25 protein-coding genes are annotated in these 24,863 nt (G+C 64.5%); 13 read left to right on the top strand and 12 right to left on the bottom strand.

Features of this window, described 5'->3' with window-relative positions; translation table 11 throughout:
- The 3 genes from G6N27_RS04140 to G6N27_RS04150 are packed head-to-tail and all read left to right on the top strand — an operon-like array spanning position 1 to position 2,632.
- Positions 1-747 carry an SDR family NAD(P)-dependent oxidoreductase gene (locus tag G6N27_RS04140; RefSeq protein ID WP_163775201.1) on the top strand — a complete coding sequence of 249 codons (747 nt, stop codon included), beginning with the start codon at positions 1-3 and terminating at the stop codon, positions 745-747.
- Positions 748-794: 47 nt separating this feature from the next.
- Positions 795-1,691: an ABC transporter substrate-binding protein gene (locus G6N27_RS04145; RefSeq protein WP_163775202.1), complete on the top strand. Its 897-nt coding sequence runs from the start codon at positions 795-797 to the stop codon at positions 1,689-1,691.
- Entirely contained in the window at positions 1,688-2,632 is a 945-nt protein-coding gene (locus tag G6N27_RS04150; RefSeq protein WP_163775203.1) for an aldo/keto reductase, read from the top strand. The genes G6N27_RS04145 and G6N27_RS04150 overlap by 4 nt, the downstream gene beginning before the upstream one ends.
- 17 nt (positions 2,633-2,649) lie before the next feature.
- Here the strand turns inward: G6N27_RS04150 and G6N27_RS04155 are convergent, their stop codons facing one another.
- The 4 genes from G6N27_RS04155 to G6N27_RS04170 all read right to left on the bottom strand — a co-directional run bounded on the left by G6N27_RS04155 (position 2,650) and on the right by G6N27_RS04170 (position 6,849).
- On the bottom strand, positions 2,650-2,871 hold the full coding sequence (locus G6N27_RS04155) for a hypothetical protein (protein ID WP_163775204.1): 222 nt from the start codon (positions 2,869-2,871) through the stop codon (positions 2,650-2,652).
- 28 nt (positions 2,872-2,899) lie between these two features.
- The gene (locus G6N27_RS04160; RefSeq protein WP_232064980.1) at positions 2,900-5,710 is read right to left on the bottom strand and encodes an MMPL/RND family transporter; all 2,811 of its coding nucleotides are present in this window, start codon (positions 5,708-5,710) and stop codon (positions 2,900-2,902) included.
- A gap of 50 nt (positions 5,711-5,760) precedes the next feature.
- Positions 5,761-6,183, bottom strand: coding sequence for an MmpS family transport accessory protein (locus G6N27_RS04165; protein ID WP_163775206.1), 423 nt, complete (start codon positions 6,181-6,183; stop codon positions 5,761-5,763).
- A gap of 231 nt (positions 6,184-6,414) precedes the next feature.
- Positions 6,415-6,849 (bottom strand): hypothetical protein, encoded by a 435-nt coding sequence (locus G6N27_RS04170; RefSeq protein ID WP_163775207.1) that lies wholly within the window; start codon positions 6,847-6,849, stop codon positions 6,415-6,417.
- Between the two features lie 118 nt (positions 6,850-6,967).
- Between G6N27_RS04170 and G6N27_RS04175 the strand changes: the two genes are divergently transcribed.
- Positions 6,968-8,440 carry an MFS transporter gene (locus G6N27_RS04175; RefSeq protein ID WP_163775208.1) on the top strand — a complete coding sequence of 491 codons (1,473 nt, stop codon included), beginning with the start codon at positions 6,968-6,970 and terminating at the stop codon, positions 8,438-8,440.
- Between the two features lie 123 nt (positions 8,441-8,563).
- On the top strand, positions 8,564-8,914 hold the full coding sequence (locus G6N27_RS04180; RefSeq protein ID WP_163775209.1) for a DUF732 domain-containing protein: 351 nt from the start codon (positions 8,564-8,566) through the stop codon (positions 8,912-8,914).
- A 4-nt stretch (positions 8,915-8,918) separates the two neighbouring features.
- On the opposite strand, the gene G6N27_RS25050 is transcribed toward G6N27_RS04180, so the two are convergent.
- Positions 8,919-9,083: a hypothetical protein gene (locus tag G6N27_RS25050; RefSeq protein ID WP_170308159.1), complete on the bottom strand. Its 165-nt coding sequence runs from the start codon at positions 9,081-9,083 to the stop codon at positions 8,919-8,921.
- 420 nt (positions 9,084-9,503) lie between these two features.
- Between G6N27_RS25050 and G6N27_RS04185 the strand changes: the two genes are divergently transcribed.
- The 6 genes from G6N27_RS04185 (at position 9,504) to G6N27_RS04210 (ending at position 15,914) form a co-directional block, all read left to right on the top strand.
- Positions 9,504-10,502: a Gfo/Idh/MocA family protein gene (locus G6N27_RS04185; protein ID WP_163775210.1), complete on the top strand. Its 999-nt coding sequence runs from the start codon at positions 9,504-9,506 to the stop codon at positions 10,500-10,502.
- A 57-nt stretch (positions 10,503-10,559) separates the two neighbouring features.
- Positions 10,560-12,176: a class I adenylate-forming enzyme family protein gene (locus G6N27_RS04190; RefSeq protein WP_163775211.1), complete on the top strand. Its 1,617-nt coding sequence runs from the start codon at positions 10,560-10,562 to the stop codon at positions 12,174-12,176.
- Positions 12,163-12,936, top strand: a complete 774-nt coding sequence (locus G6N27_RS04195) for a class II aldolase/adducin family protein (RefSeq protein WP_163775212.1) — start codon at positions 12,163-12,165, stop codon at positions 12,934-12,936. The genes G6N27_RS04190 and G6N27_RS04195 overlap by 14 nt, the downstream gene beginning before the upstream one ends.
- A 10-nt stretch (positions 12,937-12,946) precedes the next feature.
- On the top strand, positions 12,947-14,215 hold the full coding sequence (locus tag G6N27_RS04200) for an amidohydrolase family protein (protein ID WP_163775213.1): 1,269 nt from the start codon (positions 12,947-12,949) through the stop codon (positions 14,213-14,215).
- Between the two features lie 91 nt (positions 14,216-14,306).
- Positions 14,307-15,071: an SDR family NAD(P)-dependent oxidoreductase gene (locus tag G6N27_RS04205; RefSeq protein ID WP_163775214.1), complete on the top strand. Its 765-nt coding sequence runs from the start codon at positions 14,307-14,309 to the stop codon at positions 15,069-15,071.
- Between the two features lie 15 nt (positions 15,072-15,086).
- Positions 15,087-15,914 carry a sugar phosphate isomerase/epimerase family protein gene (locus G6N27_RS04210; protein WP_163781317.1) on the top strand — a complete coding sequence of 276 codons (828 nt, stop codon included), beginning with the start codon at positions 15,087-15,089 and terminating at the stop codon, positions 15,912-15,914.
- 15 nt (positions 15,915-15,929) lie between these two features.
- Here G6N27_RS04210 and G6N27_RS04215 read toward each other — a convergent pair whose 3' ends face one another.
- Positions 15,930-16,502 (bottom strand): hypothetical protein, encoded by a 573-nt coding sequence (locus G6N27_RS04215; RefSeq protein WP_163775215.1) that lies wholly within the window; start codon positions 16,500-16,502, stop codon positions 15,930-15,932.
- A 228-nt stretch (positions 16,503-16,730) separates the two neighbouring features.
- Between G6N27_RS04215 and mbp1 the strand changes: the two genes are divergently transcribed.
- Positions 16,731-16,967: a microaggregate-binding protein 1 gene (mbp1, locus tag G6N27_RS04220; protein WP_163775216.1), complete on the top strand. Its 237-nt coding sequence runs from the start codon at positions 16,731-16,733 to the stop codon at positions 16,965-16,967.
- A 102-nt stretch (positions 16,968-17,069) separates the two neighbouring features.
- Here mbp1 and G6N27_RS04225 read toward each other — a convergent pair whose 3' ends face one another.
- The 4 genes from G6N27_RS04225 to G6N27_RS04240 all read right to left on the bottom strand — a co-directional run bounded on the left by G6N27_RS04225 (position 17,070) and on the right by G6N27_RS04240 (position 20,814).
- The gene (locus G6N27_RS04225; RefSeq protein ID WP_163775217.1) at positions 17,070-18,158 is read right to left on the bottom strand and encodes an NAD(P)H-dependent amine dehydrogenase family protein; all 1,089 of its coding nucleotides are present in this window, start codon (positions 18,156-18,158) and stop codon (positions 17,070-17,072) included.
- Between the two features lie 100 nt (positions 18,159-18,258).
- Entirely contained in the window at positions 18,259-19,023 is a 765-nt protein-coding gene (locus G6N27_RS04230; RefSeq protein ID WP_163775218.1) for a cutinase family protein, read from the bottom strand.
- A 92-nt stretch (positions 19,024-19,115) separates the two neighbouring features.
- Entirely contained in the window at positions 19,116-20,240 is a 1,125-nt protein-coding gene (locus tag G6N27_RS04235; protein WP_163775219.1) for a DUF1214 domain-containing protein, read from the bottom strand.
- Positions 20,233-20,814: a TetR/AcrR family transcriptional regulator gene (locus tag G6N27_RS04240; RefSeq protein WP_163775220.1), complete on the bottom strand. Its 582-nt coding sequence runs from the start codon at positions 20,812-20,814 to the stop codon at positions 20,233-20,235. The genes G6N27_RS04235 and G6N27_RS04240 overlap by 8 nt, the downstream gene beginning before the upstream one ends.
- A 28-nt stretch (positions 20,815-20,842) precedes the next feature.
- Between G6N27_RS04240 and G6N27_RS04245 the strand changes: the two genes are divergently transcribed.
- Positions 20,843-22,090 carry a sulfotransferase family protein gene (locus G6N27_RS04245; RefSeq protein WP_163775221.1) on the top strand — a complete coding sequence of 416 codons (1,248 nt, stop codon included), beginning with the start codon at positions 20,843-20,845 and terminating at the stop codon, positions 22,088-22,090.
- Positions 22,091-22,097: 7 nt separating this feature from the next.
- Here G6N27_RS04245 and G6N27_RS04250 read toward each other — a convergent pair whose 3' ends face one another.
- Both G6N27_RS04250 and G6N27_RS04255 read right to left on the bottom strand, forming a co-directional pair.
- Positions 22,098-22,655, bottom strand: coding sequence for a peptidoglycan endopeptidase (locus G6N27_RS04250; RefSeq protein ID WP_163775222.1), 558 nt, complete (start codon positions 22,653-22,655; stop codon positions 22,098-22,100).
- Between the two features lie 334 nt (positions 22,656-22,989).
- Positions 22,990-24,711 carry a DUF4407 domain-containing protein gene (locus tag G6N27_RS04255; protein ID WP_163775223.1) on the bottom strand — a complete coding sequence of 574 codons (1,722 nt, stop codon included), beginning with the start codon at positions 24,709-24,711 and terminating at the stop codon, positions 22,990-22,992.
- Between the last annotated feature and the right edge of the window lie 152 nt (positions 24,712-24,863).

Consider the following 24,863-nt stretch of genomic DNA (forward strand, 5'->3'; position numbering starts at 1 on the left):
ATGAGCGACCGTGTTGCCGTTGTCACCGGAGCCAGCCGCGGGATCGGTGCCGCAACCGCACTCGTCCTCGCACAGCAGGGTTTTCGGGTGGTAGTCAACTACCGGTCCAGCGCACCGGAAGCCGAGGAGGTCGTGCGGGCCGCGGCCGCGGCCGGCGGTGAGGCCGTCGCGATTCGCGCCGACGTCACCGCACCTGATGATGTGGCCGCAATGTTCGAGCACACCAATCGGCGCTGGGGCCGAGTCGACGTGCTCGTGCACAACGCCTTGATTCCTTACGATGTCACCTCGTTTGCCGATCTGAGCTGGGAGCAGCTCGGTGGCAAACTGGAGCGCGAGTTGCACGCCGCATTCCTGGTGACGAAAGCGGTTGTGCCGGGGATGATTTCCCGTAGTTATGGACGGCTGATTTTTCTCACCACGGTGCTGTCCCGCCGACCGCGCGACGGCATGATCACGCTGGGTACCGCCAAGGCGGCGATGGACCAGTTCGTCCGGTACGTCGCGCTCGAGGTGGCGCCACACGGCATCACCGCCAATCTCGTTTCACCGGCCACGGTGGCGACTGCGACGCCGGATGCGCTGCTCGAGGCCGGAGAGGTTCGTCGACTGGGCGCCACCAACCCCATGGGGCGCCTGGTCCGTCCCGAGGAAGTGGCCAAGACGGTGGCTTTCCTGGCGAGTGAGGATTCCGGTTTCACCACCGGCCACTGCCTGGAGGTCAACGGCGGGTTGGCAATGGACTGAAACAGCTTGCGGCGCAGAATAATTCTCTGATCGGAAAGGGTCAGCTGATGGACACGATCGATCTTGCCTATGTCGGCCGTGGCCTGCATGAGGAGCTGGTCGCCTACGTCGCTGATCAGGAAGGCTACTTCGAGGCCGAGAAGGTCCACGTCGCCATCCGCGACGGGATTGGTTGGTCGGCGGAGCGGCTGCGCCGCGGTGCGGTGATCGGCCTGGGCCGCACGCTGTTATCCAGGCTGACCGATGGAATCGGTTGGACCGCGCTCAGCGTCAGCACCGACCATCCGCTGTTCTGGTTTCTGGGTAACGCCGAGGTGCAGTCCATGGCGGACCTCCGCGGGCGACGCCTGGCTGTCCACGCCGCCCACAGCCCGCCAGGCGCGTTCGCCCGAATCGTGCTGCGCAAGCACGGCTTGGATCCCGACCGTGACGTCGAATGCGTCGAACGACATCCCGGTGACTACCAGATGGACCTACGGCACCTTCGGGACGGCTCGATCGACGCCGCTTACGTCGGCAGCACGTTGTCGCCCGAACAAGTCGCCGACGAAGAGGGGTTCCACCTGCTGGCCTGGGTCGGCGACCACTTCCAAATTCCCACCGTGGGCGTAGTCGTGGACCCCGCGCACATTTCGCTGGACAGCCCCGCTCTGCAGGGCCTGGTGCGGGCGAACCAGCGCGCACTGGAATTACTTTTCGAAAATCGCAGTCGCGCAGTGGATTACGTCGCTGGATTTCTCGACCGACTCACTCGCGAGGAGGCGCAGCGGTACTACGAACGCTACGTTGAGCCGTATTTTCTCCCCGGACGCGTGCTGGACCTCACCGCCGTGCAGCACGCAGTCGACACCGTCGCTGCCGAACTAGGCGTGGCGTCGGTGGCCGCCGACACGATTTATATGAACTCATCCGCGAAATACGAACGAGAAAGCCGAAACCCGTGACACCGAACGAGGATCTAACGCAGCGCAGATTTCCCTTGAACAACGGCAGCGGTGCGATCCCCGCGCTCGGGTTCGGTACCTCGCTGTCCGACAACACCAAGACCCGACAGTCCGTCAAGACCGCCGTCGAGGTGGGATTCCGGCATCTCGACGCCGCCGAGCGATACCGCAACGAAGCGGACGTCGGCGTTGCACTCAAGGAGTTGTTTGCCGACGGCACTGTGCGTCGCGAGGACCTGTTCGTGACCACGAAGCTGTGGAACAACAACCACCGCCCCGAACGGGTCAAGCCCGCACTGCAGGCCAGCCTGGACCGACTCGGGCTCGATGCCGTCGATCTGTATCTCGTGCACACCCCGTTCGCATTCAAGCCCGGGGATGATCAAGATCCCCGCTATCCCGATGGGTCGGTCGTCTACGACGACGGGGTCACCCTCGGCGAAACCTGGACGGCCATGGAAGCCTCTGTCGACGAAGGACTTTCACACGCCATCGGCCTCTCCGACATCGGCGTCGACCGCGCCCGGGACATCGTCGAGGCCGCCCGGATCAAGCCGGCGGTCGTCGAGGTCGAGTCGCACCCATACCACCCGCAGTGGGAACTCCATGAGTTGTGCGCGACACATGGGATCATCCTGCTGGCGTTCGCATCGCTGGGACATGCTCTGGAGCCGAGACTACTTGACGACCCCCTCATCGTCTCGATCGCTCAGCGACTTGAAAAGACCCCTGCCCAAGTACTTTTGGCCTGGGGGATTCAACGCGGCACCGCCGTTCTGACGGGATCTGTCACGCCGTCACGCATCCGGGAGAACTTCGATATCACCGCACTTCCCGAAAGTGTCGTAGAGGAGATCAGCGAGCACGAAACTCGGATCCGATTCAATTCCGTTGCCGACGGAGGAGAACCAGGATTTGCCGAGGTGCCTTCAGACCGATGACCGCCACCGGCCGATAGTCACGCCCCCTGACCGTCGTCGGCCAGATAGACGACGCTGTACCACCGCAGGTCGGGCCGGTTGCCCGCGTCGTCACCATCCACCGCCGTCGCGCGTTCCAAGCGAACATCGGTCAGCTGCGGATTCTGCAGGCGGAGAAAGCCTTCGAGCTCGGCGTCCCGCGCAGCGCCAGTGAGCGTCGCCTCCGCCGGCGCCCGACCCTCGTACCTCGACCAACTCACCGCTACATCTTGCCCTGAGGCGCAAGGACTAGTTCTGCACCGGCACCGGTTCGGTGACCGGTTCCCGCTCTCGACGCGGCCTGCGGGGCACGATTGTCGGCCACCAGAACCACGGCCCCAAGATGGCGAGGATGGACGGGACGACGAACGAACGCACGATCAGCGTGTCGAGCAGCAGGCCGATGCACACCGTTGAACCCATCTGACCGATGGTCCGGAGACCACTGGTGAGCATGGCCAGCATGGTGAACGCGAACACCAGACCGGCCGATGTCACCACGCCGCCCGTGCTGCCGAGTGCGCGGATCAGACCGGTGTGTATTCCACCGTGAAGTTCTTCCTTGACCCGGTTGATCAGCAGCAGGTTGTAGTCCGATCCGACCGCCACCAGGATGATGAACGTCAGCGGCAATATCAGCCAGTGCAGCGGCAGCCCGATCAGGTGCTGCCAGAGCAGGATCGACAACCCGAACGCGCCGGCATAGGAGAACGCGACGGTGGCGGGAATCACCAAGGCCGCCACCAGACTTCGCGTGATGAACATCATGATCAAAAAGATCAGCACGAAGGCGGCGATCGCAGCGATCAGCAGATCCGATGCGGCAAATCCCTTGATGTCCTTATCGGTGGCTCCCGAACCGCCGATGTACACCCGGGCGCCCGCCAGCGAGGTCTCCTTCAGAATCGTCTTGATGGCCTCGGGGAACATTTCGACATGCTCGACCCCTTCGGGGCCCATTGCGTCACCCTCGTGGGTCACGATGAAGCGGGCTGCCTTGCCGTCCGGCGACATCATCAGTTTCTCGCCGGTTTTGACGTCTGCATTGTCGAAACCCTCGTGCGGTATATAGAAGAAGTCATCGCTGCGGGACTTGTCCCAGTCGTTTCCGACGTTGATCGAGTCATCGAATGTCTGCTCGGTCGCGAGGGATTGAAGGTCGGCAGAACCGTACGAGTTGACTAACTTCGTCCTCAAAGCCTCGGTGTCGTCAGCCGTGGCCTTCAGCTCGGCAATGATCTTGGGAAAGGTCTCGTCCACCACCGCGAGAGAAATCCTGGCGTACTTGATGTCTTCGGCCAGATGGTCGATCTGATCAATGGTCGCGAACACCGATCTGAACGTCCAGCAGATGGGAATGTCGAAACAGTGCTTCTCCCAGAAGAAATAGCTTTTGATCGGACGGAAGAAATCGTCGAGATTCGAGACATCGTCGTTGATCTCGTTGCTGACATGCTCCAGATCCTCGATGGTGAGCACCGTCTTGTGCAGTTCATCGGAGACCCGTTGGAAAAAGGTGATCTCTTTGCGTAGCACGGCAACCGAGTCCGCTTGGATCTGTGCCTGCTGATCCGTGTTCATGTTCTGCTCCCGGTTGAACGGCAGTTGTTGACCGTTGCCGCTGCCCTGAGTAGTGAACAAATAGGGAATGCTGGCGTGTTCGAGCGGCCGGCCCAAGGGTCTGGTCATTCCTTGCACCATCGCCACACCATGCAGGCGGATCAGCGCTCGAGCGACCCGGTCCAGCGAGATGAAGTCGGCCGAGTTGCGCATATCGTGATCGGTTTCCACCATCAGCATTTCGGAGAACAATTTGCTCTTGGGGAAATGTCGATCAGCGGCTTGGAAACCCAGATTCGACTTCGAATTGTGCGGTTGGTACTGCCGGTCGTCGTAATTCTGCCGGTAGGTCGGCACGAAGACCGCCCCGAGCATGACGATGGCCGAACTGGCGACCAGGATCGGCACCGGCCAGCGCACCACGCTCGCGCCGATCCGCCGATACACGTGCGCCTTGGCGGCCTGTCGCGGATCGAACATCCCGAACAGGCTGCCGACCGTCAACATCGCCGGACCGAGCGTCAACGCAGCAGCGATGGTGAACAGCATGGTGATCGCGACAGCGGGACCCATGGTGTGGAAGTAATTCAAGCGCGCAAACGTCAGGCAGTAACACGCGCCGGCGATGGTCAGGCCCGAACCGAGGATGATCGGCGTGACGTTCTTGTAGGCGATGTAGAAGCTGTCTTCTCGGCTCTCTCCGGCTTGCCGAGCTTCGTGATAGCGCCCCATCAGGAAGATGCCGTAGTCCGTCCCGGCTCCCAAGGTCAGTGCGATGACGATGTTTACTGCGAACGAGGACAACTCGAGCAATCCGTGATGCCCGAGGAATGAGATGAGCCCCTTGGCGAACAGCATTTCGATGAGGACGCCAAGCAAAACGGGTAGCAACGTGGGTGGTGAGCGGTAGACGAACATCAACATCACCAGGATGAGGATGATCGTGATGATCGTGACGTTGTTCAAGCTCGAGTTGGCGATGCTCAACGTGTCCGAGGCCAGTGGCGCCGCGCCGCTCACAAAAGCCTTCAGTCCCGGCGGTGGTGGGTCCTTGGCGATTATGTCGCGGACCGCATTCACCGAGTCATTGGCCTGCATCTGGCCGATATCGCCGGCCAGCCGCAGCAGCGTGTAGGTGCATTTGCCGTCCACGCTTTGCGCGCCGGCCGCCGTGAACGGTTGGCCCCAGAGGTCCATCACGTACTGCACGTGCTTGGTGTCGCGCTGGAACCGCTTCATCAAATCGTCGTAGTAAGCGTGATCCTGGTCGCCGAGTTGCCGGTTTTGCGCCTCGAACACCACCATGGTCAGGTTCGTCGAATTCGATTCGTGAAACTTTTCGCCGATGTGCAGCAGCGCCCGCTGCGACGGCGCATAGTGCGGGACCATCGGGCCGGCGAGTTCTTCTGCGACGTCCTCCACCTTGGGCGTGAACGCAGTCATCGTGACCGCAGAAAAACCCCAGAAGAAGATGAGTGGTAATGCGAATCTACGCACCATCCTGGCCAGGAACGGGCGTTTGACCTGTGGCTCATCCAGTCGGTGTTCGCTCACGCGGACTTCACCCTGCACTCGACGTCAGCGTCCGGATGATTATCCGAGGCCTCGGGGACGCCTGACTCCGGAGGTGGCGGCATGCCATCCACCAGCATGCGGCAGCGCAGCGGACCGCCGTGGACATGCACTGAAATGGCGCCGGATGCCACCGTCAGCGTGGTGGTCTCGTCGTGGGTCCAGGGCTCGTTCGTGAAGGTGACATCGACCGGATGCGGATGCCCTTCGATGTCGACGTAGACGATCTTCCCCGCCTTCCCGACGGGGCCGTACACCTCGTACGTCAGCTTCTTGATATTGAATTGCTCCGGCGCCTGGGGCCCGTTGACGGTGATAACCGGCTCCGGCTCGGAGAATTGGTGCACCTTGTACATGCACACCAGGCCGACGCTTACGACAATCACCGCGACCAGCGGCATCCAGAACCTTGACAGGACCGCCCGCCCGCTTGGACGCGGGCTCACTCGCTCACCTCTCGGAACACGTTTCCCCACACCTCGTGCTCTTGACCAAACTCTGTCGTCGACGAGCGCATATCAACCTGGTTGATATGCGCTCGTTATGACGTTACCAGTACAGAACGGGAACGACTACAACGTGCGGAACGTTATCACTTGCCCATGCACTCGGCAGCGCGGACAACTGGGGACTCAGCCCACCACTTCCGTCGTTCGCAAACGACCCTTGAGTCGCCTGGCGCGTAGCAGCTGAATGGCGAGGTTCGTCGAGGTGAGCATGGGAATCACCCCAATGAAATGCCGCTCGGACGGGGTGGCTCCCTGGAGGTATTCCAGACACGCGAAGACGTAGTAGGTCGACATCGCGAACAAGGTAAGCGGGATGCATAGGGCCATGGGATTGCCGCGGATGGCGACAATACGCTGCGCGTACTCGAACTCTTCTCGCGTCATGGTTTCGCGCTTACGCAACTTCTTGATGACTCGCGGCGCTGCTCGGATTTCCTCGCTGAACGGAAGCGTGGGTTCCGCCTCCAACCGCCGGGTGTAGAAGGTTCCGATCGACAACATCACAAATGTCACAGCCAAGGCGATCAACGCGAGCAGACCCCAGAAATACGTACTCACATCCCACTCCTTTGCTCCGCCGTTCGAACCTACATCCGGATCGGGCCGTTCGCCGAGTCGACTGCAAGACTGAAGCACGCTGGCGAGCACTACCCGGGTCTGGCCGGAACGGAGAACCATGAGCGCAGGCGCGCAGACCGGAACCATCTCAACCCGTGTTCCGGCACGGCTGGATCGGTTGCCGTGGTCGCGGTTTCACTGGCGCGTGGTCATCGGCCTCGGCGGAGTGTGGGTGCTCGACGGGCTCGAGGTCACGATGGTCGGCAACGTCTCATCGCGTCTCACCGAGAAGGGCAGCGGGATCCACCTCACTCCCGCTGACATCGGCGTGGCCGCGGCGTTCTACATCGCGGGAGCGTGCCTGGGCGCGCTGTTCTTTGGCCACCTGACTGATCGATTCGGGCGACGCAACCTGTTCATCCTGACCCTCGCGGTCTACCTGACCGCAACTGTCGCAACGGCATTCGCGTTCGCACCGTGGTATTTCTTCATCGCACGCTTCCTCACCGGGTCGGGAATCGGCGGCGAATACGCAGCCATCAATTCGGCGATCGACGAGTTGATTCCCGCCCGGGTCCGGGGCCGGGTGGACCTGGTGATCAACGGCACCTATTGGTTGGGATCGGCGGCGGGGGCGGGCGGTGCGCTCGTCCTGCTCGACACGTCGAATTTTCCCGCCGACATAGGGTGGCGACTGTCCTTCGGCATCGGCGCCATCTTTGGCATTTTCGTTCTTCTGGTACGACGCAACGTCCCGGAGAGCCCGCGCTGGTTGTTCATCCACGGACGCGACCGTGAGGCCGAGCAGATCGTCCATGACATCGAAGCCAGCGTGGAGCGCGAAACTGGTCGCCCGTTGCCTGCACCACGCGGGCGTCCACTGAAAGTTCGCCAGCGCCAGACGATTTCATTTCTCGAGATCGCGAGGGTGGCGTTCACGCTGTATCCGCGGCGCGCGATCCTCGGACTGGCCCTGTTCGTCGGTCAGGCTTTCCTGTACAACGGCGTGACGTTCAATCTGGGCACGTTGTTGAGTGGGTTCTACGACGTCGGCGCCGGAACAGTCCCGCTGTTCTACGTCATGTGGGCGCTGAGCAACTTCTTCGGGCCGCTGGTCCTCGGGCGACTCTTCGACACCGTCGGCCGCAAACCGATGATCGCGCTGTCCTACATCGGCTCGGCGGTCGTGGCGGTCGTCCTGGCAATTCTGTTCGTGACGCAAGCCGGCGGAGTGTGGGGGTTCATCGGGGTGCTCGCCGCGACGTTCTTCTTGGCGTCGGCCGGTGCGAGCGCCGCCTACCTGACCGTCAGCGAGATCTTCCCGATGGAGACCCGGGCGCTGGCGATCGCGTTCTTCTACGCGCTGGGCACCGCGATCGGCGGTATCAGCGGACCGCTGCTATTCGGTCAACTGATCGAGTCCGGCGAACGGGTCCAGGTGATGTGGTCGTTCCTCATCGGCGCTGTGGTGATGGCCCTGGCCGGCGGCGTCGAACTCTGGCTGGGCGTCGCGGCCGAACAGCGCCCGCTGGAAGAGCTCGCGTTGCCGTTGACGGTGGCCGACGCTGAGGCCCACGACGAGGCGCAGTAGTGCGGCGCCAGCCGTCCTGCGAGCTACGGTTACGTGAACACCGGTTGAACTTGGTTGAACGCCAGCTGAGATGTTGCGGGGGGTGGCTGCGCACCGGTCGCAATTTTGGAACACTCAGACACCATGAAACGTCTGCTGATGCTGCTCAGCGTCGCCGCCATGATCGGTACGGCGGCGCCCGTGTACGCCGACGACCCGGACCCCAGCCCCACCAACGACGCGAGCTTTCTCAAGGAAATGTCCGACGCGGGGCTCACCTACCACGATGGGTCTCAAGCGGTCGCGGCGGCCAAAAACGTCTGCGACATGGCCAACAAAGGGACTTCCGAATCCGAGATCGAGAAAAAGCTGCAGGACGTCAACTCCTTCTCCGGGAACGGCGCGAAGAAGTTCATCATGCTCGCGGCCAAATCGTACTGCCCCAAGCAGTTGGAACCAGACGAGAGCCCGGCTCCGAAAGCGCCAGGGCAATAGGGGATTACACCCGAGCGCGGACAACCTCGTCGGCTGCTGCACGCATTCGCTCCGACAACCGGAGCAAGTCGTGCTCGCCGACGCCGTTCTGCAGCGTGTAGGCCAGTTGCCGCAACTCAACTGCGCAGTCACGCAGTTCGTCAAGGAGCCGCGACTCAGCGGTGATCATGACCTTCCCCCTTGGTCGTGACGGACTCGATGTCCGTTGCGTCGAACGTTGACAATGCACGTGTCGCTTCGCAAGCTTCGGCCAGCACCGCGCCGCAATGACATCGCCAGGTCTGATGGCGCCCGCACGCGCACGCCGCGCTGTTGACCACGACCCGTTCAGGCCGCATCAGGTGACCGCGTGGACAGCGCAACGGCGGGGCGGTGGCCCCGCGCGCCGATGGGAACCGCACCAGTTCGCCAACCGCAGGCATAGGGGGACGGTATGCGGCGTCCCTGCGCGCGACATTAATAAACCGAGTGGACTCGCTGAGAAAAATTCAGCGGTGACTCGCGGTCATCTTTGCTGCGCCTAGCGAAACAAACAGGGCATTAACAATTTTCATGTATCTCCTGCACATCCAGGTGCTAACTTCGGTCCGTGCCTGGACTCGGAGTTCCGCTGCGAATCGGTGTGCTCGGTGCGGCGCGAATCGCTCCGTCGGCGCTCATCAAACCGGCCCAGAGCAACGACGATGTCGTCGTCGCGGCGGTGGCGGCGCGCGACCGCTCACGCGCGCAGGCGTTTGCTGCCAAACACAGCATCGCGCGGGTGCACGACACCTACGAGGCGCTGATCGACGACCCGGACATCGATGCGATCTACAACCCCCTGCCGAACGGGCTGCACGGCAGATGGACTCGCGCCGCACTGGCCGCCGGCAAGCATGTGCTGTGCGAAAAGCCTTTCACCGCGAACGCCGCCGAAGCCCGGGAGATCGCGGAATTGGCGGCGAAGTCGGACCGCGTCGTGATGGAAGCATTCCACTACCGCTACCACCCGCTGGCGTTGCGCGCCTTGGAGATCATCGCCTCGGGCGAACTGGGGAAGCTGACGCGGGTGGAAGCTGCCCTGTGTTTCCCGCTGCCGGTGTTCTCCGATATCCGCTATGACTACGCGCTCGCCGGTGGCGCCCTGATGGACGCCGGCTGCTATGCCGTCCACATGGTGCGGACATTCGGCGGTTCGACCCCGGACGTCGTGTCGGCGCAGGCCAAGCTGCATGATCCTCGCGTCGACCGGGCAATGACGGCCGAGCTGCGGTTCGCCGAGGGCCACACCGGGCGGGTCCGCTGCTCGATGTGGTCGACGCGATTGCTGGAGACCAGCGCTCGCATCGTCGGTGACCGCGGTGAGATCAAGCTGCTCAACCCGGTGACACCGCACCTTGTCCACCGCATGTCGGTGCGCTCATCCGAGGGCAAACGTGTCGAGCGATTCTCGCGCCGCCCGACCTACGCGTATCAGCTCGACGCGTTCGCCGGCGCAGTGTTGCGCGGCCAGCCGGTGACGACCACGCCCGAGGACGCCGTCGAGAACATGACGGTCATCGATGCGATCTACCGCGCGGCAGGCCTGCCGCTGCGCGAACCGAGCTGACTGGTCCGACGCCGGAAACTGGGCCGCCGGGCGCGGGTCTGGCCATATCATCGGGTGATGAGCGCCGGTGGCCTGGATATGGCGGACTCGCCGGCCTTCACTGACGAGGAGTCCGCCCGCTACCGCGCCGCCGGTTGGTGGTCCGATGTGACGTTGTCCGACGCGGTATCAGCCAACGCACAACACCATGCGGACCGGGTGGCCTACGTCGACCATCTCGGCGGATCGCTTACCTGGCGCGAATTCGATAGTGCGGCAACGGCTCTGGCTGAACAGTTGGTCGGTGTCGGTGTCGTCCGCGGTGATCGGATCGCGGTGTGGCACGGCGACTCGGCCGCCATCCACGTGCTGTTCGCCGCGATCGAACGATGCGGCGCCGTCGTCGTCGGCATCGGCGCGCGCGCCGGCAGTCGTGAGGTCGCGGCCATCTTGCGCGGTTCGCGGTCGACGTTGTTGATCAGCGACCCGGTCCGCAGCGACGCTGCGACCCGGGCCGCATTTGGATTGCCGATCCTGGAACTCACGGACACCGACGGGGCGCCGCGACTCGACGTCGAGGCGGCTGGCGCTGCGTTGACATCCGAGCGGCGACTCGGCGCCGACGATGTGTTCTTGATCAATTCGACCTCTGGGACAACCGGGATGCCCAAGTGCGTCGTGCACACCCAGAACCGTTGGTATTACTTCCACCAGAAAGCCGTCGCCAACGGGCACCTGACACCGGACGACGTCGTCCTTCCCGTCATCCCCACCCCGTACGGCTTCGGGATCTGGACCAGCCACACCACCCCGATCTATCTGGGCGCGACCGCGGTGATCCAGGAGCGGTTCAACGCCAGGGCCACGTGTCAAGCGATAGCCGCGCACCGCGCGACCGTGTTGTGCTGTGTCAGCACGCAATTGACGATGCTGATGGCGGACCGCGCCTCACGTGAGTACGACCTGAGTTCATTGCGAGTTGTGTTCACCGGCGGAGAGGCGTTGCCGTACCGGCCGGCAGCGGACTTCGAGACGCTCACCGGCGCAACGATTCTGCAGTTTTACGGCTCGAATGAGACCGGCATCCTGAGTGCCACCACGCTGAGCGACCCGCAGCCACGCCGACTGCGGACCGCGGGCCGCATCGTTCCCGAGATGTCGGTAAGACTCTTCGACGGAGATCGAGACGTCACCGACGCGGGACGGGGACAGCCCGCATGCCGGGGTCCGGCGACCAGCCTCGGCTATCTCGACGGCACCGACCATGATCAGCTGTTCACCCGCGACGGCTGGATGCGGATGGGCGACATCGCCGAAATCGATGCCGACGGCTACCTGACCGTCACCGGCCGGACGTCCGATTTCATCCTGCGCGGCGGTAAGAACATCAGCGCCGCTCAGGTCGAGGACGCCGCCGCGACACATCCCGCGATCGCCGTTGCGGCGGCCGTGGCGATGCCTGATCCGGTCTTCGGCGAAAAGGTCTGCCTCTACACCGAACTGGTCGATTCGCAGGCGCTCGACCTGCCCGCACTGGTTCAGCATCTACTGGCGGTGGGGGTGTCCAAAGAGCTGCTGCCCGAACGGCTCGTCGTGCTCGACGAACTACCGCGATCGTCGGGCGGCAAGGTCGCCAAAGGCGTTCTTCGAGAAGATATTCGAGCCAGGATGGAGGCCGGTCATGGACGCTCGTGACGCTCGGCGCGGCGGGCTGGAGGTGTGGGCGCCGGCGGTGGTTCCGCCGATCGGCGTCGACCTGTCCAGCGAGCAGGCGCTCGCCGTGGCATTCCGCCACCTCGCCGCCATCGGCTTCGCGGAGAACATGGCCGGGCACATCACCTGGCAACCCGACGGACAGACCGACATGTTCGTCAACCCGTGGGGCCTCTGGTGGCAGGAGGTCGCCGCCTCGGACATCTGCGTGGTCGACGCCGACGCGCGGGTGGTCCGCGGCCGGTGGGACGTCACTCCGGCCATCCACATCCACACCGAACTGCATCGCGTCCGTGAAGACGCGCGGGTGGTCATCCACAACCACCCCTACTACGCCTGTGTGCTCGCCGCGCTGGGCAGGTTGCCCGAGTTGGTGCATCAGACCGGTTCGTTGTTCCTCGACGACCTGTGTCTGGTGGAGTCCTACGACGGCGAGATCGACAGCGCCACGCGCGCAGCCGATCTCGCTGCCCGCATCGCGGGCGCAAATCTGACGATCCTGGCCAACCACGGCGTCATCGCGACCGGCCGCAATCTGGCCGAGGCGGTGTATCGCGCGGCCTCGATCGAGCGGGTCTGCAAACTGGCCTACGACGTCATGCTGACCGGCAGGGAGCCAGTGCAGATGAGCTGGCCGGATATGGCGGGCATGCAGCGGTCGCTGATCGAGCGGGCCGCCGACGTGTACTGGGCAGGCGCTGCCCGCATGACGATCAAAGCCGACCCGGCCGTCCTGAGCTGAGCGGAGTGTCATGAAATCAATCGACGAGTTGGCCGCGAACCTGAGCTTCACCACCGCCAAGACCGGTGAAAGCCGTTCGGTCACCTTCCTTCCCGACCCGCCCAGGGCGCGACGCCGCTACACACTCATCTCCGTGGACGACCACATCGTCGAACCACCGGACACGTTCACCGGACGTCTGCCGCGCAAGTTCGCCGAACGCGCCCCGAAAGTCGTCGACACCGCCGACGGCGGACAGACGTGGGTCTACGACGGCCGCGAGTTGCCCAATGTCGGTTTCAACGCGGTGGTCGGCCGGCCGGTGTCGGAGTACGGCTTCGAACCGGTCCGATTCGACGAAATGCGCCGGGGCGCCTGGGATATCGACGCGCGCGTCAAGGACATGGACCTGAATGGCATCTATGCGTCGCTGAACTTTCCGTCCTTCCTGCCAGGTTTCGCCGGCCAGCGACTGCAGCAGGTGACCACCGACCCCGAGCTCGCCCTGGCGTCGGTGCGGGCGTGGAATGACTGGCACCACGACGTCTGGGCCGGCGCACACCCCGGCCGGATCATTCCGTGCCAGTTATCGTGGCTGCTCGATCCCGAGCTCGGTGCGGCGATGATTCGCGAAAACGCCGAACGGGGTTTCCACGCCGTCACATTCAGCGAGAATCCCGCGATGCTCGGGTTGCCGAGTATCCACTCCGGCCACTGGGACCCGATGATGGCCGCGTGCGCCGAGACCGGCACCGTCGTCAATCTGCACATCGGCTCGTCCGGATCGTCGCCGTCGACCACCGAGGATGCGCCGCCGGACGTGCAGGGCGTCTTGTTCTTCGCCTATGCCATATCCGCCGCGGTCGACTGGCTGTACTCCGGGTTGCCCAGCAGATTCCCGGATTTGCAGATCTGCCTGTCCGAGGGTGGAATCGGTTGGGTTGCCGGGCTTTTGGACCGCCTCGACCACATGCTCAGCTACCACGCGATGTATGGCACCTGGGCGGAGCTGGGGGAGAGCTTGACCCCCGCGGAGGTGTTCAGCCGCAACTTCTGGTTCTGTGCCGTGGAAGACAAGTCCTCGTTCATGCAGCACGACCGCATCGGCGCGGACAACATCATGTTGGAAGCCGACTACCCGCACTGCGACTCGACGTGGCCGCACACCCAGGAAACCGTCCACCAGCAGATCGGCGACCTGCCACCGGATCTGATCCGGAAATTCACCTGGGAGAACGCATCTCGGCTGTACCGTCATCCGGTTCCGGTCGAGATCCAGCGCGATCCCGAGGCGTTCTGACGACGATTCACTCACTACCAGGAAAGACGTCGCTCGGATACCTGGCCCGTTACCTAACTCCGATGTCGCCGGACGGATAGACTCCGCGGCCATGACGGTACCGCACAGACCGCTGGACGGGCGCCGGATCCTGGTCACCGGTGGCGCCACCGGAATCGGGGCGGCGGCGGTGCACGTCCTGTGCGCTGCGGGCGCCCGGGTGGTCGCGACATATCACCGCACCGCACCGCCGGACGACGCGCCGGCGGTGACGTGGCTGCAGTGCGACGTGCGCGATGCCGCGGCAGTCGAGGCGGCATTCGGCGACGCGGTCCGCGAACTCGGCGGCCTCGACGTCCTGGTCAACGCCGCCGGATCGTGGCAGGCGGGAGTGCCCGGGCAGATCAGCGGCGAGGACATCGACTTCCTGCTCGACACCAACGTCAAAGCCACGATTCTCACGAATCAGGCCGCGCACGCGGCCATGCGCGAAAACGGTGGCCAGATTATCAATTTCGGGTCTGCCGAGGCGGTGATGGGCAGTCCTATCGCCGCGGTGTACGCCGCCACCAAGGGCGCCGTCCAGGCCTGGACTCGCTCGGCGGCCAAGGCGTGGGGCGCCGAGCGGGTGACCGTCAACGCGCTCGCACCGGCCGTCCAGACGCAAGGGGCCGATCGGCTGCGGGCCTTCCTGGGCCCTGGTGCCGCGGCGTTTATCGACCAGCAGATGAAGCTGTCCATACCCTTGGGCGGCAAGCTCGGCGATCCCGCCGGCGATCTGGGACCGGTCTTGGTGTTTCTGGCCGGCACGGGTGCGGCTTTCATCACCGGCCAGCTGATCCCCGTCGACGGTGGCCTTGCCATGGTCGGCGGCTGAGAAGCGCACGTGGGAATGGACCGCCTCGGCATCGAGATGCTCAGCGTGTTCGGCATGCCGCCGGTCGAATACGTCGGCCTCGTCGCCGACCTGGGCTGCCGCTACATCACAGCCGGTTTGGTCGGCTTTGCACCGCTGAATTCCCTTGGTTATCCACCGTTTTCGCTTCGCGACGACCCGGCGTTGCGCCGCGATCTGCTCGCAGCCATGACCGACCGCGGGGTCTCGATCTCGCTGGGCGAAGGTTTGCTGATCGCGCCGGGCGTCGACGTTCGCTGCTACGCCGCCGATCTCGACGTCATGGCCGAATTGCGGATCCCGCGGATCAACACCGTCAGCCTGGAGCCGGACCGTGCTCGCACGTTCGATCAACTTGCTGCGCTCACCGCCCTGGCGGCCGAGCGGGGTATCGCGACGTGTATCGAACCCGTTCTGGGCCTGAGCATCGCGGACTTACCCATGGCCGTCGCCGCCGTCGAGTATGTCGGTCGGGACGACGTCAGCGTGCTGATCGACACCATGCACGTAGCTCGTTTCGGCGCGCGCGCCGACGACCTGCGAGCGCTGCCCGCAGAGCGGATCGGTTACATCCAGCTGAGCGATACCACGCTGCAGCCGAGAATCGCCCATTACGCCGAAGAGGCCATGTTCGAACGACTGCCGCCCGGCGAAGGCGAACTGCCGCTGGCCGACATGCTCGCGGCCCTACCGGCTGATCGCGTCGTCGGTTTGGAGATTCCGATGCGATCCCGCGCCGAGGCCGGCGTCAGCGCCTACGACCGGTTGCGGCCGTGCGTTGAGAGCGCGCGGGCATTACTGGCCGATACGCACGAAATCGATTGAGCCTCAAGCTATCGGTCAGCCACCGAACGCTTTCTTGATCGCGGCGTCCTGCCGTTGCCCGACGTCGGTCACGAAGTCCATCGGCGCCAGCATCTCTGGGGGACCGTCGAACTCCAGCGTCACAAAGGCCTTGCCCTCAGTGAACAGCAAGATCGTCACACCCTTGGAACGATCCTCGCTCAGCCCCTCGATGGTGACGCCGCCAACTCCTACGTCGGCGTTCAGCGCTTTTGTGCGCAGCGCTTCACGGTGCACCGCTTTGGCCGAATCCAGCGCATTCGCGGCAGCCTCCGGATTGAGCAGGATCTCGATGGTGTCGATGATCGTATGGCTGTGGTCTTGGTCGGTGAACGTCGTCGTCGCACCGGTCTGGCCGTTCGGATTCTTCGTTGCGGGCCCGGCGGTGAAAGTATCGGGGGCCTTGATGTCGCCGGCCTTGATCAGGAGCGTGGTGTAGTCAGTGATCGGCGCGCCTGCCGAGGTGGCGGCCCCCGAGGACGGTGTCGACGACGTGGGGTGGCCGCCGCAACCGGCGGCCAGTGACGCCACGGTAGCCAGCGCCGCCACCGCAGACAGGGAAGTCCTCATCGCGTCGTGCTCCTTCACATCGGGTAACGGAATACGGTAACCCAGCCGCAAATTGCCCGCTCACGTTGTGCCCGTCGCACCTCGGCGCGCAGATCCCTCGAGTGGACGTGTTTGACCGGCTGTCACGACGGGAAGGCGAACACGGCGGACGTGCCGGCCTGTCTGGATCGGCGGGACATGAGAGGGCCGGCGGTCCGTTTAATCGAGGTGAATTAGGAGGACTGACTTATGGGCGAGCAGAACAGTGGGCCCGAGGAAGCCGTAAAGGGTGCCGTCGAAGGCATCAAGGGCAAGGCCAAAGAGGTCGGCGGGACGATCGCTGGTCGCGACGACATCGTCAAAGAAGGTAAAGCCCAGCAGGACAAGGCCGATGCCGAGCGCGATGCCGCGAAGAAGGAAGCCGAAGCCGAGTCGGCGCGGGCCGGCGCAGACGCTGCCGAAAAGCGTCAGAAGGAACACCAGTAAGCCAGCGCGAACGAACGGTCCGGTCCGATCCGCGGGCCGGACCGTTTTGTGTCGCAGCTAATCAGCGGCTGATTAGCTGCGCACCAATGCTTTCGGACTCGGCTAGCTCGCCGCCACGTGCTCGCGCGCAAACAACCCGCGTCCGGTCACGAACGGCAGGTCTAGGGTCGTCCTGATTCCCGGTGGGGCCGCGACCACCGCCGGGATGGCGTTGACGATCCGCCCGGCGGCGCCGCAGATCGCGGCTTGATTGTGGTCGCCGTAGCGGCTGCTCGGGACGATGTCCACGGCGTAGGACGGCTCGCCGGTGATCTCGACGCGATACGAACCGCCGCCCGCGGCGGGTTGCTGCCAGTCTGGTCGCAGATCGGGCCGCAGGCGGGTGATGTGCTCGATGACAATCGCCGGATGCCCTGCGACCATGCCGCGGATCTCGAATTGCAGCGCGGCCAGCGTGCCCTTGGCCACGTGACCCACCGCAATGTCGAAGTCCTCTGGCGCCGGCTCGCGCTGGTAGGACTCGGTGATCTCGTCGACCTCGATGCCGAGACCGGCCGCGAGCTGCCGGATGGCCGTACCCCAGGCGATGCTCAGGACGCCCGGCTGCAGCAGCATCGGGGTCTCGTCCAGCGACCGGGCGAAGCCCATGTAGTGCATGACCTCCGCACCGTCGTAGGACGCGTAGTCGTGGATCTCCATGCAGCGCACCTGCTCGATGCGCTGACAGGTGCCGGCAAGTGCAAACGGGATCAAATCGTTAGCAAACCCGGGATCGACCCCGCTGATGAAGATGCTCGCATTTCCTTGCCGCGCAGCATCTTCCACACGTGCGATGTACTTGTCCGGCAACACACCCCACGGATACTGCAGCAACCCCGGCGACGACCCGACAACGTTGACGCCGGCGGCGAGGATGCGCATGACGTCCTTCATCGCGTCGGGCAGACGAGTGTCACCCATCGCGCAGTACACCACGCAGTCCGGCTGGGTGGCGATCGCAGCCTCGAGGTCGTTGACCGCCACGATGCCGGTGTGGGTCTCCAATCCGGCTAGCGCGGCGGCGTCCTTTCCGACCTTCTCCTGCGACGAGACACACACTCCGGTCAGCTCGAACTGCGGATTGCTGATCAACTCGATCAGCGCCAACCGACCGACGTTGCCAGTGCCGACGTGGGCGACCCGGATCGCCATAGATGTCCTCCGTCTCAGGATTCCAACGACAGACCGCACTCGACGCTAGTCCACGCCGGAAGCCGGCGTGACGAATCCTGAGGTCACGAACTCCGGAAGATCAGTTCCCGAAACCTTGGTGCCCGGTGGGGGCCGGTGCGGTACCGCCTTGGAGTCGGGCGGCCGCGAAGTCCGCACCCTGGGCGATGACGTTCCCGTCTTCCACATAGCTGTTGTGGGCGGAGAAATTCATTCCGTCCGAGCAGACCGGGTCTTCGACGGCGCACACCTGAATGGTCTTGGACTGATACAGCGGGCCGATGACCAGTTGCGGCTGACCGAGGAAGTTCATCGCCCGGACATTGGGTGTCCCGAACAGCACCACCGCCGCGACGTGGTTGGCAATTGCGGGGTCTAGCGGCTTGGGGATGGTCGCCGGGTCGACGTCCTGCGGTACCGAGTCCGGAACGGCCGGCGAGGTGACGAAGCCCGCGACGGCGGCGCCCTGCGAGAACCCGCCGAGCACAATCTTGGTGTTGGGGCAGGCAGCGGCCTCATTCACCACGTGCGAACCGGCATCCCTGATGCCGTCCAGACCGGTCGACCATTGGTCGCTGGCGGGGTAATTCACCGGATAGACGTCCATCGATTTTCCGCCCAGGCGCCCGCGGAGGGCGTCCACGAACGCCTGACCCGTCGGACCGACGCCCGGATCCTCACCGGTACCGCGAGCGAACACCACCTGGGTGTCGGGGCACGACGCGGCCGACGCCGAAGGCAGGGCGTCGGCGGAGACAACGGAGACCCCGAGTCCCCACGTCGTCGCCACCACCGCACCGAATAGACGAGAGACATGATGCGCATTCATGAGGCCAAAGATTCCCATACGAATGATTGTCCAAACTAAGAAAAGCCTGCGCAAACCCTGAGTACTGGCGTGTCGCGCCGCAGACGGAGCGTTGACCAGCGCGGCGGCAGTCAGGCCGACACGTCGACGCTGGTCGGCGCCTCGGATAGTGTGATTAGCCGCACCTCCGGCCGCTGCGGCACTTCGTCGGCGAGGAACCACCGAAAAGCCAGGTTGCCGCGGGGATAGTCCACTGTCGTCAACGAATTCGGGTGTGACGTGCCGCTCCGGGAGACGACGATCGTCACCGAGCCGTCGGAGTTGGCCACGGCGCTGTGGCCGTTGATTGAGCAGCGCGCATCGGCGGCACCGTGGGTCGCCATGAACTGGTTCCACACCACCAAGTTCCAGAATCTGCATCGTGGCGGTCGGTGGGTGATGACGAGCGCCTCGTCCTCATCGAGCACGAAGCTGCCGTACGAATAGCAGGCGTCGCGGGCCGACCAGCCGAAATTTGCATCGGGCACCTGGTATGGGTCAGCGAATTGGTTTGCTGCGTGGGCGATCTCGTGGCCGAGCGCGTGCGCCTCATCAACGCGCGCGCCAACCGTCAAGGGGACGATGGCAAACATCGTGCGCATCCAGGCGGCCGTCGCCCGGAGGCGCGCGGCCGTTTCGGCGTCGCCGTGGCGGATCGCGTCGGGCGGCTCGAGCGCCTCGATCTGCCAGGCGATCGGCCGTCCGGTCAGGGGATCGGCCTGGTAGTCGCGAGTCATCAGCACCGCCGCGCCCGGCGTCGGCCCCAGCTCGAACGAAAAGTTGCCGGCCGCATCGATCTCGAGGTCGTCGTCGCGAACGATCGCCACGATGCGATCTGACCAGGCGCCCGGCGACGGTTCGTTGTAGGCCGTCAGCGAAAAGTAGACGCTGTCACCCCGGTTGCCGCTGATCCGGTAGCGGCGGGCGGGGTCGACCGGACAAATGCAGTAGTAGGCGTCGGTGTTGTCACCGCCCCAACGCCGGTCGCGCCGAAAGGGAGTGGTGACCTCGACGAACATTGGACGGCCCGGTTCGCCGAACAGGTAGGTGTCAAAAGCCACGCCCAGCGTCGTCGCGATCATCCGGTAGCCGTCCGCGACGTGCCGGTCATCGGTGACGGCGCGGTCGCCCTCGAGGAACCCGCGATCGAGGCCGCCGAGTGTCTCCAGTAGTTCGTGCCATGCGGCACTGGACTCGTGCGTCGTTGCATCAGTCATCAGCGCTGATTCCTCTCGTGATGAGCGCGGCGGTCCGCTCGACCCAGATGTCGTCGAGTGCGTCGGCGCGCGTGAGCAGAGCCAGGAATGAGGTGCCGGCGACGACCTCCACCACATCGGCGGCGGTGACGTCGGGCCGTACCTCCCGGCGGGCGACAGCGTCGGTGAGCCGCTGCGTCAGTCCGCGGGACAGGATGTCGCCGAAGCGTTCCAGCAGAGCCGCGTGCAGCGTGAGATCCGCCGCCATCTCGCCGACGAGGCCGGGCAACGCGGCCCGCGCGGCCGGTGTACTCAGCACTGCCGCCGTGCGGCGGACCATCTCGCGCACGTCACCGGCCAGCGACCCGGTGTCGGGGAGGGCGGTGGCGTCGCTGATCGGGAAGACCGCCTCGTGGACCAGATGCGCCTTGCTCGGCCAGCGCCGGTAGATCGCCGGTTTGCTGGTGCCGGCCCGGCGGGCGATCGCATCGACCGACAGGTCCGCGTAGCCGGTTTCGCCGATCAGCTCGGCTGTCGCGCGCAGCACGTCGCTGTCGATGCGGCCATCCCGGGGGCGGCCAAGCTCTGTCATCATTACGGAACTCAGAGTAACATAAATACCCATGACTCAGGCCGCTCCAGCTCCTGTGCAGCTCGACGACTTGGCCGAGCCACGATTCAGTCCCGAGATCGACCAACTCCGCGACCTCATGGCGCAGATGGCCCCCGAATGTCCGCTGGATGCCGAGATACTGCACGCCAGAGCGGCCGCCGAGGCCGGGCTGACGGATTTCGGGCCCGATGACTACCGGGAGCGTCTGGACGTCTACCTGGCCGCGCTGCGTGACATCGACGGTCTCAACGGGGCCGGCATCGTCAACTTCCATATGCAGCTGCTGCAGATACTCAAGAATCGGCTGCTACTGAACGACCTGCTCGCACGTCATCCCGAGATTCGTGACATCGAGTTGCTGCCGCCGGTGGTCATCGCCGGCCTGCCGCGGACGGGCACCACCCACCTCCACAACCTGCTCGCGGCGGGCCCGAGCTTTCGCACCCTTCCGTACTGGGAGAGCGTCGAACCTTTTCCGTTGCCGGCCGAGCTGGGGGTCGAGCCCGATCCGCGTAAGGCGCGCATGGACGCCGCCGTCGAATTCATGAATGCGGCGATGCCGCACTTTCCGCTGATGCACGAGATGACCACCGAGCACGTGCATGAAGAAATCCAGCTACTGGCCAACGACGTGTCCACGATGCTGTTCGAGACGCTCGCCCACGTGCCGCGGTGGCGTGACTACTACCTGGCCCACGACCAGACGTCGTCATACCAATACCTGGGCCTGCAGCTCAAGGCCCTGCAGTTCCTTCGGGGTGGCCGTCGATGGCTGCTCAAGTCACCTCAGCATCTCGAGCAGCTGGCGGTGCTGGACGCCGTGTTTCCCGACGTCGTCGTGGTGTTCACCCACCGCGACCCGGTACCCGTGGTGCTGTCGATGCTCGCGATGCTCACCTACACCGCACGCATGCACCGCTCGCCCGTGCCGGTGCACGAGATCGCGTCGTCCTGGTCCGGCCGCCTCCAGCTGATGCTGGACGCGCTGGTGCGCGACCGGGACCGCATTCCACCGGAGCGTTCAATCGACGTCCGCTTCGAGGACTTCATGGCCGACGAACTCGGCGTCGCCGAGCGAATCTACGATCTGGCCGGCGAGCCGCTGACTGAGGCGGCGCTCGCGGCGGTGACCGGTTATCTCGACAACCACCAGCGTGGACGGCTGGGCAGCATCGCCACGTCGGCCGAAATGTTCGGACTCGACGAGCACGACCTGCCCGCCCGGTTCAACCGCTACAGCGAGCGGTTTCTGGCCTGACGCCGGATCAGGCGGCTTCTCCAGGCGGAGGCGGCGCATCTGCGGGCGGAGGCGGCGCGTCCGGGGCGGGCGGCGGAGGAGCATCGGGGGCCGGCGGCGGGGGAGCGTCGGGGGCCGGCGGCGGGGGAGCATCCGGGGTGACGGCGTTCACCAGCATCGGTGCCGGGGGCGGCGGGGCGTCCCCGGGGCCTTCCGGGTCGACAGGCAAGTACATGTGGTGGGTGAACTGCGGCTGGTAGGCGCCACCGCCACCGATTCGGACGCCACCGCCCTCACCGCTGGACACCGGGGTGCCGTCGGGCAGCGTTACCGCCGTGTGGCCACCGTTCCAGCCGATCACGAGCGCGCCGGGGGCCGTTCCGTACTTGAAGCCGCGGGCCAGCAGCGCCGACTCTTCATTGCCGGTGTTGAACCGCTCTCCGAAGGCGGGCCGGTCCGTTGCCACGTTCGATACCACGGAGGCCAGACCCGAGCAGTCGGTCCCTGCGGGGGAATGTCCACCGGTGATATACGGCGTGCCGGACATCTGCTCGAGAAGGCCCATCAGTGTTGCTAAGACAAACATGAGCCGGGACGGTACTTACAAGGTCAATAGACAACCAAACTTTGTGCAGGCCATCACTTTTGCGCAGGAAAGATGACCTACGTCTCATTTGCGAACAAAAAGGCCTGGTAGATAAGGGTTTACACAACGTCATTCTACTTGCGTGGAAGAGTAACCCGTTCTTGACTTTTCGTGATCTATGCCTCAAATTATGCATCTTCAAGCCCAGATGCAGCAACTTTAGGCCCAAAAAGGGGCTTTAGCAAAGAGTTATTTATCGCGGTGATCTTTAGACGCTTTTCGCCCCCGTCTCGGGACCTCGGCACACACCATCCGACGGTGTTCTGTGCGTTGGCTATTCAGCGGGCGGCAGCTGTTTTGGACCGTCAGTTGCACGCAACTCGCGAGGTCCGTCGCGCTCCACCAATTCGCGGAGCGGTTCACCCGGATTGGACACCAATGTTCTGACTTCTGCCCGCTCCGGCGACAGGCGACGCGGCGAGAATGGTTCGGCCGCAGGCGCACCGAAGTCGGCGTGGTGAGTGTCGTCTGGGGCGTCAGCCGTGGACGCGGTACCGGTGCTTTCTTGGGAGTGCACGGTGACCCTGTGCGTGCGCTTGAGCGAGAAGGTGATCTCTTCAACCTCTTCGATCACCTGGCGCGCGGTGCGCAATGGATGGGTTGTCGTATCGATGGCGCGGGCGACGAAGCCGGGAACCAGTGGGCGGATCCAGCGGGCAGCAGCCCGGGTGACATCGGGGATGGTCGGAATCGTCGGCGTAGCAGGTGTATCCGACCGCTCGACCACCGCGGGCAGATTCTCCGCCTCGACGGCAGCAGGCGTCGCCCCCGCTTCGATCGACTGTGTCGCGGCCAGGCTCGCAGCCTCCGCCTCGGCGGCGATCGGCAAATACATATCCTCGACCACCGGCGCCGGCTCCGGTGTCGTCGCCTCGATCGCGGCGGTCACCTGCTGCCGGAGCTGCGCTCGGTCGATCTCGATCTGCGCTTCGACCGCGAGCCGGGCTTGGGCCAGTTGGCCTTCGGCCCACATGGTTTCGGTGGCTGCGCGCACCTCAGCTTGTTTCACTGCGATCGCGGTGTCGGCACTCAGTTCGGCGCGTTCCCGTTCTGCGCGGGCTCGAGCGTGTCGATCGTGGGTCGTCTCGCCTCGCCACAGCCGCAGAATCGTGGGCAATAACGCCAGAAATGCGAAAAATGCAATGCTCAGCAGGCGCAGCATCACCAAGCTCGTGCTGCTCGAGGTCAACTGCTGCATGGCAACCCACCGGGCACCCAGACCGTGATCCGCGTCGGCAATCGCACCTTGCCGGGTTTCGCTGAGCAGTCGTTCGTCGTCGACAATACGAGCATCCAAATCGGGAGCTCGGCGGTCACGAGCAGCATCGGCTTCATCCAGCTCGCGCTGCGAGTCCGCGAGAATCTGGTTGGCCGTTCGGGTTTCGGGCCCCGAACCCGGCACACCCGTGATGCGGGTCTGCGGACAGGACACAGTGGGGTGGTATTCACAACGCGCGACGATCAGAGCCTCGTCGCGACGTGTGCGTGCCACGTCAACTGTCCGGTCGAGCGCGGCACGCGCGTCGCGCATCTGCTGCAGGCTGCCCGACGCTTGTACGACAGCCGGCGACAAAGCGGCGTTGCGGGTGGCCTGTCGTTGCAGGTGTTGATCAATTGGGCTGGAAAGCATTGCAAGCGAGGCGAATTCGCCCGCCATCGCACCAAGGATCACGCCGACGGCCACCACCCCGCGTTGTGCGGCTCCGTGGACTCGGCCGGTGGCGGCCATCCGGCTGATCGCACCCACCAAAAGTGCGAATGCCAGCGTGAACGGCGCGACGGCGAACACCGAGAGGTGCGTTGCCTGCACGACGGCGAGGGTCGTCACCAGCCAGGTCAACGCGACATCGGCAAGAACCACCACGCCGGTGACGGCATGCGCAGAACGCTCGTGACGCTCGTGCAGTTCGTGGCGCTCGCCGCCGCCGACCCAGGTGAGCCACGCCGCGACTGGAGAGCCGACGGCGCGCGGTGCGGTGACGTGGTAGGCGCACATTGGATCGGACACCTCCGAGTAATGCCATGTCGGGACACGGCCTGGTACATCGAGTCAATGGCCGGCTGTGCGGTGCGGTGAACAACCTCAAGAATCGCCAGCCCAGATCGCGCCGGTGCGATGCTGAATTCTCTCACACCCGCCGGTCGCCA

Origin of the sequence: Mycobacterium cookii (genome assembly GCF_010727945.1) — a bacterium.
Lineage (GTDB): Bacteria > Actinomycetota > Actinomycetes > Mycobacteriales > Mycobacteriaceae > Mycobacterium > Mycobacterium cookii.

Coding starts and splice junctions, on each gene's coding strand:
- G6N27_RS04225 (WP_163775217.1), bottom strand. CDS start 18,158: ATGGCGATCCGGGTCGCCCACGTCGGCACTGGCAACGTCGGTCGGTTG.
- G6N27_RS04205 (WP_163775214.1), top strand. CDS start 14,307: ATGACGGTACCGCACAGACCGCTGGACGGGCGCCGGATCCTGGTCACC.
- G6N27_RS04215 (WP_163775215.1), bottom strand. CDS start 16,502: ATGAGGACTTCCCTGTCTGCGGTGGCGGCGCTGGCTACCGTGGCGTCA.
- G6N27_RS04255 (WP_163775223.1), bottom strand. CDS start 24,711: ATGTGCGCCTACCACGTCACCGCACCGCGCGCCGTCGGCTCTCCAGTC.
- G6N27_RS04180 (WP_163775209.1), top strand. CDS start 8,564: ATGAAACGTCTGCTGATGCTGCTCAGCGTCGCCGCCATGATCGGTACG.
- G6N27_RS04175 (WP_163775208.1), top strand. CDS start 6,968: ATGAGCGCAGGCGCGCAGACCGGAACCATCTCAACCCGTGTTCCGGCA.
- G6N27_RS04160 (WP_232064980.1), bottom strand. CDS start 5,710: ATGGTGCGTAGATTCGCATTACCACTCATCTTCTTCTGGGGTTTTTCT.
- G6N27_RS04200 (WP_163775213.1), top strand. CDS start 12,947: ATGAAATCAATCGACGAGTTGGCCGCGAACCTGAGCTTCACCACCGCC.
- G6N27_RS25050 (WP_170308159.1), bottom strand. CDS start 9,083: ATGATCACCGCTGAGTCGCGGCTCCTTGACGAACTGCGTGACTGCGCA.
- mbp1 (WP_163775216.1), top strand. CDS start 16,731: ATGGGCGAGCAGAACAGTGGGCCCGAGGAAGCCGTAAAGGGTGCCGTC.
- G6N27_RS04140 (WP_163775201.1), top strand. CDS start 1: ATGAGCGACCGTGTTGCCGTTGTCACCGGAGCCAGCCGCGGGATCGGT.
- G6N27_RS04250 (WP_163775222.1), bottom strand. CDS start 22,655: ATGTTTGTCTTAGCAACACTGATGGGCCTTCTCGAGCAGATGTCCGGC.
- G6N27_RS04165 (WP_163775206.1), bottom strand. CDS start 6,183: ATGCCGCTGGTCGCGGTGATTGTCGTAAGCGTCGGCCTGGTGTGCATG.
- G6N27_RS04190 (WP_163775211.1), top strand. CDS start 10,560: ATGAGCGCCGGTGGCCTGGATATGGCGGACTCGCCGGCCTTCACTGAC.
- G6N27_RS04210 (WP_163781317.1), top strand. CDS start 15,087: ATGGACCGCCTCGGCATCGAGATGCTCAGCGTGTTCGGCATGCCGCCG.
- G6N27_RS04230 (WP_163775218.1), bottom strand. CDS start 19,023: ATGGGAATCTTTGGCCTCATGAATGCGCATCATGTCTCTCGTCTATTC.
- G6N27_RS04240 (WP_163775220.1), bottom strand. CDS start 20,814: ATGATGACAGAGCTTGGCCGCCCCCGGGATGGCCGCATCGACAGCGAC.
- G6N27_RS04145 (WP_163775202.1), top strand. CDS start 795: ATGGACACGATCGATCTTGCCTATGTCGGCCGTGGCCTGCATGAGGAG.
- G6N27_RS04235 (WP_163775219.1), bottom strand. CDS start 20,240: ATGACTGATGCAACGACGCACGAGTCCAGTGCCGCATGGCACGAACTA.
- G6N27_RS04245 (WP_163775221.1), top strand. CDS start 20,843: ATGACTCAGGCCGCTCCAGCTCCTGTGCAGCTCGACGACTTGGCCGAG.
- G6N27_RS04195 (WP_163775212.1), top strand. CDS start 12,163: ATGGACGCTCGTGACGCTCGGCGCGGCGGGCTGGAGGTGTGGGCGCCG.